The organism is Streptomyces sp. enrichment culture (genome assembly GCF_964273255.1).
Classification (GTDB): Bacteria; Actinomycetota; Actinomycetes; order Streptomycetales; family Streptomycetaceae; genus Streptomyces.
In genome coordinates, this window is record NZ_OZ186835.1 from 5288907 (window position 1) to 5301429 (window position 12523).

At 69.1% G+C, this 12523-nt stretch carries 12 protein-coding genes; 9 read left to right on the forward strand and 3 right to left on the reverse strand.

What is annotated here, in order from left to right:
* Positions 1 to 30: 30 nt before the first annotated feature.
* Positions 31 to 240 carry a hypothetical protein gene (locus ACSU53_RS22965; RefSeq protein WP_437030535.1) on the reverse strand — a complete coding sequence of 70 codons (210 nt, stop codon included), beginning with the start codon at positions 238 to 240 and terminating at the stop codon, positions 31 to 33.
* A 129-nt stretch (positions 241 to 369) separates the two neighbouring features.
* On the opposite strand from ACSU53_RS22965, the gene ACSU53_RS22970 reads away from it, so the two are divergent.
* A complete protein-coding gene (locus ACSU53_RS22970) occupies positions 370 to 1344 on the forward strand; it encodes a carbohydrate kinase family protein (RefSeq protein WP_437030537.1) in 975 nt (324 codons plus the stop codon).
* Positions 1345 to 1366: 22 nt separating this feature from the next.
* On the opposite strand, the gene ACSU53_RS22975 is transcribed toward ACSU53_RS22970, so the two are convergent.
* The gene (locus tag ACSU53_RS22975; protein ID WP_437030539.1) at positions 1367 to 2755 is read right to left on the reverse strand and encodes a cysteine desulfurase/sulfurtransferase TusA family protein; all 1389 of its coding nucleotides are present in this window, start codon (positions 2753 to 2755) and stop codon (positions 1367 to 1369) included.
* A gap of 291 nt (positions 2756 to 3046) precedes the next feature.
* On the opposite strand from ACSU53_RS22975, the gene ctaC reads away from it, so the two are divergent.
* The 4 genes from ctaC (at position 3047) to ACSU53_RS22995 (ending at position 7569) form a co-directional block, all read left to right on the forward strand.
* Positions 3047 to 4039, forward strand: a complete 993-nt coding sequence (gene ctaC, locus ACSU53_RS22980) for an aa3-type cytochrome oxidase subunit II (protein WP_437030541.1) — start codon at positions 3047 to 3049, stop codon at positions 4037 to 4039.
* On the forward strand, positions 4036 to 5772 hold the full coding sequence (gene ctaD / locus ACSU53_RS22985; RefSeq protein ID WP_437030542.1) for an aa3-type cytochrome oxidase subunit I: 1737 nt from the start codon (positions 4036 to 4038) through the stop codon (positions 5770 to 5772). Before ctaC ends, ctaD begins: the two co-directional genes overlap by 4 nt.
* Positions 5769 to 6167 carry a cytochrome c oxidase subunit 4 gene (locus tag ACSU53_RS22990; protein ID WP_437030544.1) on the forward strand — a complete coding sequence of 133 codons (399 nt, stop codon included), beginning with the start codon at positions 5769 to 5771 and terminating at the stop codon, positions 6165 to 6167. Before ctaD ends, ACSU53_RS22990 begins: the two co-directional genes overlap by 4 nt.
* 139 nt (positions 6168 to 6306) lie before the next feature.
* Positions 6307 to 7569 (forward strand): Ig-like domain-containing protein, encoded by a 1263-nt coding sequence (locus tag ACSU53_RS22995; RefSeq protein WP_437030546.1) that lies wholly within the window; start codon positions 6307 to 6309, stop codon positions 7567 to 7569.
* 45 nt (positions 7570 to 7614) lie between these two features.
* Here the strand turns inward: ACSU53_RS22995 and ACSU53_RS23000 are convergent, their stop codons facing one another.
* Complete coding sequence (locus tag ACSU53_RS23000) at positions 7615 to 8016, reverse strand: hypothetical protein (RefSeq protein ID WP_362089104.1); 402 nt, start codon at positions 8014 to 8016, stop codon at positions 7615 to 7617.
* A gap of 201 nt (positions 8017 to 8217) precedes the next feature.
* On the opposite strand from ACSU53_RS23000, the gene ctaE reads away from it, so the two are divergent.
* From ctaE to qcrB, 4 genes are all read left to right on the forward strand, one after another.
* A complete protein-coding gene (ctaE, locus tag ACSU53_RS23005) occupies positions 8218 to 8829 on the forward strand; it encodes an aa3-type cytochrome oxidase subunit III (RefSeq protein WP_362089103.1) in 612 nt (203 codons plus the stop codon).
* A gap of 80 nt (positions 8830 to 8909) precedes the next feature.
* Positions 8910 to 9722: a cytochrome bc1 complex diheme cytochrome c subunit gene (qcrC, locus tag ACSU53_RS23010; RefSeq protein ID WP_164338243.1), complete on the forward strand. Its 813-nt coding sequence runs from the start codon at positions 8910 to 8912 to the stop codon at positions 9720 to 9722.
* Complete coding sequence (gene qcrA / locus ACSU53_RS23015; RefSeq protein WP_437030548.1) at positions 9719 to 10777, forward strand: cytochrome bc1 complex Rieske iron-sulfur subunit; 1059 nt, start codon at positions 9719 to 9721, stop codon at positions 10775 to 10777. The genes qcrC and qcrA overlap by 4 nt, the downstream gene beginning before the upstream one ends.
* The gene (qcrB, locus tag ACSU53_RS23020; RefSeq protein WP_437030550.1) at positions 10774 to 12411 is read left to right on the forward strand and encodes a cytochrome bc1 complex cytochrome b subunit; all 1638 of its coding nucleotides are present in this window, start codon (positions 10774 to 10776) and stop codon (positions 12409 to 12411) included. Before qcrA ends, qcrB begins: the two co-directional genes overlap by 4 nt.
* Positions 12412 to 12523: the final 112 nt, after the last annotated feature.

Sequence of the window (12523 nt, forward strand, 5' to 3'; positions counted from 1 at the left end):
GACGGACGGGCCGTCGCGGCGGGGACCGCCTCAGTCGCCGTAGTCCGACATGGCGTCCAGCAGCCGGGCCGACGAGGTCGGCACCGACACACCGTGGATCAGGGAGGGGGACACCGGACGGGGGGCGCCCCGGTCGGGCACCGCCCAGTGGGGGGCCATCCGGGCGCAGTCACCGCGCAGCGACGCCAGATCGCCCTCGACATCGGCCTGCGTGGTCGTGTGGACCTTGAGGTTCGTCATGTTCGCACCGTAGGCACGCCGAAGGTCACGAAGAAAGATCTACTATCGGGTAGTTTTGGCTGCTTCTACGGGCGGTCCCCACCCGGTAGCGTGAAGTGTCAAGCCCCCTCCCCCTGGAGAGTCCACGCCGTGCGCATCGCAGTCACCGGCTCCATCGCCACCGACCACCTCATGACCTTCCCCGGCCGCTTCGCCGACCAGCTCGTCGCGGACCAGTTGCACACGGTCTCGCTGTCCTTCCTGGTCGACAACCTGGACGTGCGCCGGGGAGGTGTGGGCGCGAACATCGCCTTCGGCATGGGCCAGCTCGGCACCGAGCCGATCCTCGTCGGCGCCGCGGGTGCCGACTTCGACGAGTACCGGGCCTGGCTCGACCGGCACGGCGTCGACACCGACTCCGTCCGCATCTCCGAGACCCTGCACACCGCCCGGTTCGTGTGCACCACGGACGCCGACCACAACCAGATCGGCTCCTTCTACACCGGTGCCATGAGCGAGGCCCGCCTCATCGAGCTGAAGACCGTCGCCGACCGGGTGGGCGGGCTGGACCTGGTCCTCATCGGCGCCGACGACCCGGAGGGCATGCTCCGTCACACGGAGGAGTGCCGGGCCCGGAACATCCCGTTCGCCGCCGACTTCTCGCAGCAGATCGCCCGGATGAGCGGGGAGGAGATCCGGATACTGCTGGACGGGGCGACCTACCTCTTCTCCAACGAGTACGAGAAGGGGCTCATCGAGAGCAAGACGGGCTGGAGCGACGCGGAGATCCTCGACCGGGTCGGCCACCGGGTCACCACCCTCGGCGCGCGCGGCGTCCGCATCGAGCGGGCCGGCGAGCAGCCCGTCGAGGTCGGCTGCCCCGAGGAGGAGCGCAAGGCCGACCCGACCGGTGTCGGCGACGCCTTCCGCGCGGGCTTCCTGTCCGGCCTGGCCTGGGGTGTCTCCCTGGAGCGCGCCGCCCAGGTCGGCTGCATGCTCGCCACCCTGGTCATCGAGACCGTCGGCACCCAGGAGTACCAGCTGCGCCGCGCCCACTTCATGGACCGCTTCGCGCGGGCCTACGGCGACGAGGCCGCGGCCGAGGTGCAGAAGCACCTCTCCTGACACCCGCCCCCGCGGGAAGGCGCTACGACAGCCGGCGGACCACGTAGGCCGAGCCCCGGTCCGCCGGCTCCTCGCCGACGAACTCCTGGCCGCGCATCTCGCACCACGCGGGGATGTCGAGCCGGGCCGCCTCGTCGTCGGACAGCACCCGGACGGTGCCGCCCACCGGCACGTCCCCGATCACCTTGGCGAGCTCGATCACCGGGATCGGGCAGCGCCGCCCGAGCGCGTCCACCACCAGCGCGTCGTCCCCGCCGTCCACCGGGGCGGGGCCGGCGGCGCCCGGGGCGCCCAGCCGCTCCCGCACCCGGGCCACCACCGGGGGCAGCTCGGCCAGGAACCGCTCGACGTCCTCCGCCGGAGTCCCCGGCGGCAGCGAGACGCGGACGTTGCCCTCGCTGAGCACCCCCATCGCCTTCAGCACGTGGCTCGGCGTCAGGGTGCTGCTGGTGCAGGACGAACCGGACGAGACGGAGAAACCGGCACGGTCCAGCTCGTGCAGCACCGTCTCCCCGTCGACGTAGAGACAGGAGAAGGTGACGATCCCGGGCAGCCGCCGTTCCGCATCGCCCACCACCTCGGCGTCCGGCACCAGCCGCGGCACCCGTTCCCGGATCCGGTCCGTCAGCTCCCGCAGCCGCGCCGCCTCCTGGGCCGCCTCCGCCCGCACCGCCCGCAGCGAGGCCGCCGCGGCCACGATCGCCGGGATGTTCTCGAAGCCGGCGGCCCGCCCCGACTCCCGCTCGTCCGCGGGACCCTGGGGCGCGAAGCGCACCCCCTTGCGCACCGCGAGCAGGCCCACCCCGGGCGGCCCGCCCCACTTGTGGGCGCTCGCCGCCAGCAGCGACCAGCCCTCCGGCGCCGGACCCCAGCCCAGCGACTGGGCGGCGTCCACCAGCAGCGGGACGCCCGCCGCCCGGCAGTGCCCGGCCACCTCGGCCACCGGCTGCTCGGTCCCCACCTCGTGGTTGGCGGACTGCAGACAGGCCAGCGCGGTGTCCGGACGCAGCGCGGCGGCGTAGGCCGAGGCGTCGACGGCCCCGGTGCGGTCCACCGCCACCTCGGTGACCTCGCCGCCGCCGGTCCGGTGAACGTCCGCCGCGTGCAGCACCGAAGAGTGTTCGACCGCCGACACGATCAGGTGACGGCCGGTCCGCCGCCGCCCGGCCAGCGCGCCCGCCATGCCGGAGTGCACGGCCCGGGTGCCGGAGGAGGTGAACGTCAGTTCGTCGGGACGGCACCCCACGGCCTCCGCCGCCGCCTCGCGGGCCGCGTCGAGCAGCATCCGCGCCCGCCGCCCCTCCCGGTACAGCCGGGCGGGGTCGGCCCACCCCTCGTCGAGGGAGGCCAACAGCGCCTGACGGGCCACGGGATGGAGGGGAGCGGCGGAAGCGGCGTCGAAGTAACCCACACGGCAACGGTAGAGCGTGCGGGGCTCTCCCGGCAGCGCGGGGCGTCGTAGGATCGACCCGGCCGGGCCCCGTCCGGCCTTGTGAACGGGCCCCGGCAGGCGGCTCGTCCCACCCGTTCAGGGTGACCCCCGGCGCGTATGCCACCCTCCCCGCGACCCCCCGAAGGGCGTCGGCTAGGGTTTGGTCCGCATAAACATCCAAACCCCTGCCCGACGCAGGGCGGCGACCGACCAGCGAGAAGGCCAGGCCGCAGCCGTACAGCGCGGGCGAGACTCTCGGGAAGGCGCTACGTGAGTCCCAACGGCTCCGACCTCCCCCACCGCCTGAAGGGCGTGGGCGGTACCCCCAAGCCGCGGCGCCCGATGCGGCGGAAGCTGCTGCAGGCACTGACCGCGGGCCTGGTCCTGGCGACCGCCACCGGTTGCACATGGGAGGACTTCCCCCGCCTTGGTATGCCCACCCCGACCACGGAAGAGGCTCCCCTGATCCTCTCCCTGTGGCAGGGCTCGTGGGCGGCCGCGCTCGCCGTGGGCGTTCTGGTGTGGGGTCTGATCCTGTGGAGTGCTTTCTTCCACAGGCGCAGCCGCACCAAGGTGGAGGTCCCTCCGCAGACCCGGTACAACATGCCTCTCGAGGCGCTGTACACGGTGGTCCCCCTCCTCATCGTCTCGGTGCTGTTCTACTTCACGGCCCGTGACGAATCCGAGCTGATGAAGCTCGAAAGCAAGCCCGACGTCACGGTCAACGTGGTCGGCTTCCAGTGGAGCTGGTGCTTCAACTACGTCGAGAACGTGGACGGTTCCACCGGCGACGCCAAGAGCGCCAAGGAACTGGACGCGATCCCGGACCGCTACAGGGACGCCTTCCCGGCCGACGCCGGCGGTGTCCACGACTGCGGTACCCCCTCGACGAGGAACCCGCAGAACAACAACCCGGGCCCCACCATGTGGCTGCCCGAGGGCAAGCGGGTGCGCTTCATCCTGACGTCGCGGGATGTCATCCACTCCTTCTGGGTGGTGCCGTTCCTGATGAAGCAGGACGTCATCCCGGGCCACACCAACGCCTTCGAGGTGACCCCCAGCCGTGAGGGCACCTTCCTCGGCAAGTGCGCCGAGCTGTGCGGTGTGGACCACGCCCGGATGCTGTTCAACGTGAAGGTCGTCTCGCCCGAGCGCTACGAACAGCACCTCAACGACCTCGTCAAGAAGGGGCAGACCGGTTATGTGCCCGCGGGCATCGAGCAGTCGGGTCCCGAGAAGAACCGGGAGGTGAACGTCCTGTGAGCATCATCAACGAACCCCAGGGCGTCACGGCGGCCGAGGGCTCCTACGAGAGCGAACTGCCGGTCCGCGCCAAGCGGCCGGGCAGCATCGTGGTGAAGTGGCTGACGACCACCGACCACAAGACCATCGGCACGATGTACCTGACGACGTCGTTCATCTTCTTCGTCATCGGCGGCATCATGGCGCTGGTCATGCGCGCCGAGCTGGCCCGTCCGGGCCTGCAGATCCTGTCGAACGAGCAGTTCAACCAGGCGTTCACCATGCATGGCACGCTCATGCTGCTGATGTTCGCCACCCCGCTGTTCGTCGGCTTCGCGAACTGGATCATGCCGCTGCAGATCGGCGCGCCCGACGTGGCGTTCCCGCGGCTGAACATGTTCGCCTACTGGCTCTACCTGTTCGGCTCGCTGATCGCGCTCGCCGGCTTCCTCACGCCGGACGGCGCCGCCAGCTTCGGCTGGACCGGCTACGCCCCGCTCTCGGACGCGATCCGCTCGCCCGGCATGGGCTCCGACCTGTGGATCATGGGCCTGGCCTTCCAGGGCTTCGGCACCATCCTCGGCTCGGTCAACTTCATCACCACGATCATCTGCATGCGCGCACCGGGACTCACCATGTTCCGGCTGCCGATCTTCACCTGGAACGTGCTGCTGACCGGTGTCCTGGTCCTGCTCGCCTTCCCGGTGCTGGCGGCGGCACTGCTCGCGCTGGAGGTGGACCGGAAGTTCGGGGCGCACATCTTCGACCCGACCAACGGCGGGGCGCTGCTGTGGCAGCACCTGTTCTGGTTCTTCGGTCACCCCGAGGTGTACATCATCGCGCTGCCGTTCTTCGGCATCGTCAGTGAGATCGTCCCGGTCTTCTCCCGCAAGCCGATCTTCGGCTACATGGGTCTGGTCGGCGCGACGATCGCCATCGCCGGTCTGTCGGTGACGGTGTGGGCGCACCACATGTACGCCACGGGCGGCGTGCTGCTCCCGTTCTTCTCCTTCATGACCTTCCTGATCGCGGTCCCGACCGGTGTGAAGTTCTTCAACTGGGTCGGCACCATGTGGCGGGGCTCGCTGAGCTTCGAGACGCCGATGCTGTGGTCGCTGGGCTTCCTGGTCACCTTCCTCTTCGGTGGTCTGACCGGCGTCATCCTGGCGTCGCCGCCGCTGGACTTCCACGTGACGGACTCCTACTTCGTGGTGGCGCACTTCCACTACGTGGTGTTCGGCACCGTGGTGTTCGCGATGTTCGCCGGCTTCCACTTCTGGTGGCCGAAGTTCACCGGCAAGATGCTCGACGAGCGGCTCGGCAAGATCACCTTCTGGACGCTGTTCATCGGCTTCCACGGCACCTTCCTCGTCCAGCACTGGCTGGGTGCCGAGGGCATGCCGCGCCGGTACTCGGACTACCTGGCGGCCGACGGCTTCACCGCCCTGAACACGGTCTCCACGATCGCCTCGTTCCTGCTCGGCATGTCGCTGCTGCCGTTCTTCTACAACGTCTGGAAGACGGCCAAGTACGGCAAGCCGGTCGGTGTCGACGACCCGTGGGGTTACGGCCGCTCCCTGGAGTGGGCGACGTCCTGCCCGCCGCCGCGGCACAACTTCCTCACACTGCCGCGCATCCGCAGTGAATCCCCGGCCTTCGACCTGCACCACCCGGAGATCGCCGCCCTCGACGAGCTCGAGAACGTCGGTCACGGAGAGAAGGCCCTCTCCGGCGGCAAGGAGGCCGGCAAGTGAAGATCCAGGGCAAGATGTTCATGTGGCTGAGCGTCTTCCTGCTCATCGTGGCGGTCGTCTACGGTGTGTGGTCCAAGGAAGCGGTCGGCACCACAGCCCTCTTCCTGGCCTTCGGCCTGGCCGTCATGATCGGCTTCTACCTCGGCTTCACGGCCAAGCGGGTCGACGTCGGCGCCCAGGACAACAAGGAGGCGGACGTCGCGGACGACGCCGGCGAGGTCGGGTTCTTCAGCCCGCACAGCTGGCAGCCGCTGTTCCTGGCGCTCGGCGGTGCCTTCGCCTTCACGGCCATCGCCGTGGGCTGGTGGCTGATGTACTTCTCCATCCCGCTGATCGCGGCGGGCATCTGGGGCTGGACCTTCGAGTACTACCGCGGTGAGAACCGCACCCAGTAGGTCCCGTACCACGCCCGAGACACCCAGGGGCCCGGACACTCCGTCAGGAGCGTCCGGGCCCCTGCGTCTGCCGCAATCCCGTTCACTCGATCGAGTCGCCCAGCGCGCCACGGTTGACGCGGCTCCCTAGCGTGAGGTCATGAGAAACGACCCGCGCATCCGCACCGTCGTCGGCTGCACGCTGCTGGTGATCGCACTCGGTGCGGGCGTCACCGGCTGCTCCTCCGACGGCAACCCGCTGTCCGCCGAGCCCTACGACGCCGCGGACCAGATCTCCTTCAACGGCCCCACCGGTGACGACCGGCCGGCCGACCCCGACAAGCCGCTGGAGATCGTCGCCGAGGACTCCGACGGGCGCATCACGGACGTCACCGCCGTCGACGCCTCCGGCCGCTACCTGGCGGGCGAACTCGCCGCCGACGGCAGCCGCTGGCACAGCACCTCGCCGCTGGCCGCCGACTCCGCCTACACGGTGCGGGTGAGCACGGAGGACGGGGACGGGGCCCCCGGCCGCAAGGTCCTCACCTTCACCACCGGCAAGCCCTCCACGACCAAGCGCCTCGGGGTCGCCTTCGGGCCCGAGGCCGGCACCTACGGCGTCGGCCAGCCCGTCACCGCGGAACTCGACGCGCCCGTCCAGGACCCCGCCCAGCGGGCCGTGGTCGAACGCGCCCTCAAGGTCGAGTCCACGCCCGCGGTGAGCGGCGCCTGGCACTGGGTGGACGACAAGAAGCTCCACTACCGGCCCAAGGACTACTGGCCCGCCAACGCCACCGTCCGGGTCCGCAGCACCCTGGAGGGCATCAAGGTCAACGACCGCCTGCGCGGCGGCAGGGCCGAGCCGCTGACCTTCGGCACCGGCGACCGCGTCATAGCCGTGACCGACGCCGCCGCGCACCGGCTGACGGTCTACAAGAACGGCGAGGCGGTCAAGTCGATCCCCGTCACCACCGGCAAGCCGGGCTTCGAGACCCGCAACGGCGTCAAGGTGGTCCTCGCCAAGGAACGCTCCGTGCGCATGCGCAGCAGCACCGTCGGCATCGCCGAGGGCTCCTCCGAGTCCTACGACCTGAACGTCAGCTTCGCCACCCGCGTCACCTGGAGCGGCGAGTACGTGCACGCCGCCCCCTGGTCCGTCGGCTCCCAGGGCTACGCCAACGTCAGCCACGGCTGCGTGGGCATGAGCACCGGCAACGCGCAGTGGTTCTTCGAGACCGTGCGGGAGGGCGACCTGGTCGAGGTCGTGAACTCCGACGGCGACACCATGGAGCCCTTCGGCAACGGCTTCGGCGACTGGAACCTCACCTGGGCCCAGTGGCGCGAGGGCAGCGCCCTGGTCACCGGCAACCCGGAGTCCGCCGGACCGCAGGAACAGGCCCGGCTGCGCCCCCAGTCGGTCTGAGGCCCGGCCGCGGGGGAAAGCCCGGGCGAGGGCCCCGCGGCCGTCCTAGGCGCTCTGCAGCCGCTTCTGGCGCAGCAGGGAGGCCAGGGCCGAGGCGAACTCCACCGGCTCCACCGGCAGCGTCACAGCGGCCTCCGCACGGCTCCAGGTGGCCAGCCAGGCGTCCTGGGGCCGTCCGATGAGCAGCAGCACGGGCGGGCTGTTGAAGATCTCGTCCTTGATCTGCTTGGACAGCCCCATGCCGCCGATGGGCGTGGCCTCACCGTCGAACACGCAGACGTCGATGCCGCCGCGCTCCAGCTCCTTGATGACGGCCGCCTGGGTCGCGCACTCGACGAACTCCACGACGGGCACGTCCGGAGCGGGCCGCCGGCCGGTGGCGAGGCGCACCTGCTCCCGCGTGTTGGCGTTGTCGCTGTAGACCAGCACGGTGGCGGTCGCCTGCATGGTTCCTCCACACTCCGAGAGAGGGCAGCCTCGTCGGGGACGTCGGGTCCCCGATGGCGCGGATGCTACCCCTTCCGCACGCTCGTCAACACCGGTTCGGACAGGGCTTCGATGGGCCATCCGGGCAGTCCAGGAGGGGCGGACACTCCGAACGGCACCCCCCGGGGTGAGGGCGGGATAAGCGACCGACATAATGTCGGCGTGGCGACAGCAACGACAGTAGATACCGGGCACGCGCACCCGTCGGTCAACCGACCGAACCTCACCAGCGTCGGAACCATCATCTGGCTGAGTTCCGAGCTGATGTTCTTCGCGGCCCTCTTCGCGATGTACTTCACCCTGCGATCGGTGACCGGACCAGACTTCTGGTCGGAGAAGGCCGACACGCTGAACTTCCCGTTCGCGGCGACGAACACCACGATCCTGGTGCTCTCCTCGCTCACCTGCCAGCTCGGCGTCTTCGCCGCCGAGCGCGGTGACGTGAAGAAGCTCCGGATGTGGTTCATCGTCACCTTCATCATGGGATCGGTCTTCATCGGCGGTCAGATCGTCGAGTACACCGAGCTGGTCAAGCACGAGGGCCTGTCCCTCAGCTCCGACCCGTACGGCTCGGTGTTCTACCTGACCACCGGCTTCCACGGCCTGCACGTGACAGGCGGTCTCATCGCCTTCCTGCTGGTCCTGGGCCGGACCTACGCCGCCCGGAGGTTCACCCACGATCAGGCCACAGCCGCCATCGTCGTGTCCTATTACTGGCACTTCGTCGATGTCGTCTGGATCGGCCTGTTCGCCACGATCTACATGATCAAGTAGCCGGGCCCATCACCGTGCGCGCTCCTGTGGCGCACCAACCAGAAGCATCGACGCAGAAGATCCTGACACCGGGGTAATCCGTGAAAAAGCTCTCCGCACGACGACGCCACCCGTTGGCGGCGCTCGTGGTTCTCCTCCTCGCGCTGGCATGCACCGGGGGGCTGTACGCCGTGTTCGCACCCGCGGACAAGGCGCAGGCCGAAGAAACCGCCCAGTCCCTCACCATCGAGGAGGGAAAGAAGCTCTACGCGGTCGGCTGCGCCAGCTGCCACGGCACCGGCGGTCAGGGGACCTCCGACGGGCCGAGCCTGGTGGGCGTGGGCGCCGCGGCCGTGGACTTCCAGGTGGCCACCGGCCGCATGCCGGCCGCCACCTCGCAGAGCGCTCAGGCGCCGCGCAAGCCGGCGGTGTACAGCCAGGCCGAGATCGACCAGCTGGCCGCCTACGTGGCCTCGCTGGGCGCCGGCCCCGCCGTTCCGACGGAGGAGGAGTACGGCCCTCAGGGCGCCGACATCGCCAAGGGCGGTGAACTGTTCCGTACCAACTGCGCGCAGTGCCACAACTTCACCGGTAAGGGTGGCGCCCTGACGCACGGCAAGTACGCTCCGGACCTCGAGGACGTCGATCCGAAGCACGTGTACCAGGCCATGCTCACCGGCCCGCAGAACATGCCTTCGTTCCCCGACAGCGTGCTGACGGTGCAGAACAAGAAGGACATCATCGCGTACCTCCAGGAGGTCAACAGCGACGACTCCGAGAGCCCGGGCGGCCTCGCGCTGGGCTCGCTGGGCCCGGTCGCCGAAGGCCTCTTCGGCTGGGTCTTCGGCCTCGGCGGGCTGATCGCCGTCGCTGTGTGGGTCGCCGCTCGGACCGCAAAGGCCAAGAAGTCATGAGTAGCCAAGACATTCCCGAAGAGAACCTGCCCACCGCGCAGGACACCGCTCACGGCACCGTCGGCGTCGCGGACCAGAAGGACCCGTTCGCCGACCCGGGGCTGCCGCCCCACGAGCACCGGATCCAGGACATCGACGAGCGGGCCGCCAAGCGGTCCGAGCGCACGGTGGCCCTGATGTTCACGGTGTCGATGCTGGCGACCATCGGCTTCATCGTCGCCTTCGTGGCGATCCCGGTCGACAAGATCGTCTACATCTGGACGCTGGGCCACATCAGCGCGCTGAACCTCGCGCTCGGTGTGACGCTGGGCATCGCGCTGTTCGCCATCGGCGCCGGCGCCGTGCACTGGGCCCGCACCCTGATGTCGGACGTCGAGCTCACCGACGAACGGCACCCGATCCAGGCCGCGCCGGACGTCAAGGCCAAGGTCATGGACGACTTCCGGCAGGGCGCCAAGGAGTCGGCCATCGGGCGCCGCAAGCTCATCCGCAACACGATGTTCGGTGCGCTGACCCTGGTGCCGCTGTCCGGTGTCGTGCTGCTGCGCGACCTCGGCCCGCTGCCCGAGGACAAGCTGCGCCACACCGCCTGGTCGAAGGGCAAGCTGCTCATCAACCAGAACACCAACGAGCCGCTGCGTCCCTCGGACATCATCGTCGGCTCGCTCACCTTCGCCCAGCCCGAGGGCCTGGACCCGCACGAGCACGGGTTCCAGAACGAGATCGCCAAGGCCGCGCTGATGCTCGTCCGGATCCAGCCGGAGAACATCAAGGACAAGCGCTCTCTGGAGTGGTCGCACGAGGGGATCCTCGCGTACTCGAAGATCTGCACCCACGTCGGTTGCCCGATCTCGCTGTACGAGCAGCAGACGCACCACGCGCTGTGCCCCTGCCACCAGTCCACCTTCGATCTCTCCGACGGCGCCAAGGTGATCTTCGGTCCCGCCGGTCACGCGCTGCCGCAGCTGCGCATCGGCGTGAACGACGAGGGTTACCTCGAAGCGCAGAGCGACTTCGACGAGCCCGTCGGCCCTTCATTCTGGGAGCGCGGATGAGCACCACGACGACCACCGACTCCCGCTCTCGCGGGAAGGCACCGGCCGGCGAGCGCGTCGCCGACTGGGCCGACGGCCGGCTGGGGATCTACTCCCTGGCCAAGGCCAACATGCGGAAGATCTTCCCGGACCACTGGTCCTTCATGCTCGGTGAGATCTGCCTCTACAGCTTCATCATCATCATCCTCACGGGTGTGTACCTGACGCTGTTCTTCCACCCGTCGATGGCCGAGGTGGAGTACCACGGCAGCTACGTCCCGATGCAGGGTCAGCTGATGTCGCAGGCCTACGCCTCGACCCTCGACATCAGCTTCGACGTGCGCGGTGGCCTGCTCATCCGGCAGATCCACCACTGGGCAGCGGTCATCTTCCTGGCCGGCATGTTCGTGCACATGATGCGCGTCTTCTTCACGGGCGCGTTCCGCAAGCCGCGTGAGATCAACTGGCTGTTCGGCTTCCTGCTGTTCGTGCTGGGCATGTTCACCGGCTTCACCGGCTACTCGCTCCCGGACGACCTGCTGTCCGGTACGGGTGTCCGCTTCACGCAGGGCGCGATCCTGTCCGTGCCGATCGTCGGCACGTACATCTCGATGTTCCTGTTCGGCGGGGAGTTCCCGGGGACGGACTTCGTCGCCCGGTTCTACTCGATCCACATCCTGCTGCTGCCGGGCATCATGCTGGGTCTGGTGGTCGCCCACCTGATCCTGGTCTTCTACCACAAGCACACGCAGTTCGCGGGTCCCGGCCGGACCAACAAGAACGTCGTCGGCATGCCGCTGCTGCCGGTGTACATGGCCAAGGCGGGAGGCTTCTTCTTCCTGGTCTTCGGCTTCATCTCGCTGATCGCCGGCCTGGTCACCATCAACCCGATCTGGAACCTGGGCCCGTACCGGCCGGACCTCGTCTCGACGGGCGCCCAGCCGGACTGGTACATGGGCTTCGCCGAGGGTCTGGTCCGCGCCATGCCGGGCTGGGAGATCAACTTCTGGGGCCACACGCTGGTCCTGGGCGTCTTCGTCCCGCTGGTCCTGTTCGGTCTGTTCCTCGGGGTCCTGGCGCTCTACCCGTTCATCGAGTCCTGGATCACCGGCGACAAGCGCGAGCACCACATCCTGGACCGCCCGCGCAACGCCCCGACCCGGACCGGGCTCGGCGTCGCCTGGATCACCGCGTACCTGATCATGCTGGTGGGCGGTGGCAACGACATCGTCGCCACGCACTTCCACCTGTCGATCAACGCGGTCACCTGGTTCGTGCGCATCGGGTTCTTCGTCGGCCCGGTGGTGGCGTTCATCGTCACCAAGCGGATCTGCCTCGGCCTCCAGCGCCGCGACAAGGACAAGGTGCTGCACGGCCGCGAGGCGGGCATCATCAAGCGCCTGCCGCACGGTGAGTTCATCGAGGTGCACGAGCCGCTCAGCCAGGAGCAGCTCCACACGCTCACGGCGCACGAGCAGTACAAGCCGGCGGAGATCGGCCCGACGGTCGACGAGAACGGCGTCGAGCGCAAGGTCAAGGCCACCGAGAAGCTGCGCGCCAAGCTCAGCAAGGCGTACTACGGCCAGGAGTCGCAGATTCCGAAGCCGACCGCCGAGGAGTACAAGGAGATCACCAGCGGCCACGGCCACCACTGATCCCCTCCACCGCTGAGCGAAGCGTCGCCACACCACGGTCGAAGGCCCCCGTCCGGTCCGCGGACGGGGGCCTTCGCCGTGTCCGGGGCTGGATAGGGTGGGGGCGGAAAAG

Coding starts and splice junctions, on each gene's coding strand:
- ACSU53_RS22995 (WP_437030546.1), top strand. CDS start 6,307: ATGAGAAACGACCCGCGCATCCGCACCGTCGTCGGCTGCACGCTGCTG.
- ACSU53_RS23000 (WP_362089104.1), bottom strand. CDS start 8,016: ATGCAGGCGACCGCCACCGTGCTGGTCTACAGCGACAACGCCAACACG.
- qcrA (WP_437030548.1), top strand. CDS start 9,719: ATGAGTAGCCAAGACATTCCCGAAGAGAACCTGCCCACCGCGCAGGAC.
- qcrB (WP_437030550.1), top strand. CDS start 10,774: ATGAGCACCACGACGACCACCGACTCCCGCTCTCGCGGGAAGGCACCG.
- ACSU53_RS22965 (WP_437030535.1), bottom strand. CDS start 240: ATGACGAACCTCAAGGTCCACACGACCACGCAGGCCGATGTCGAGGGC.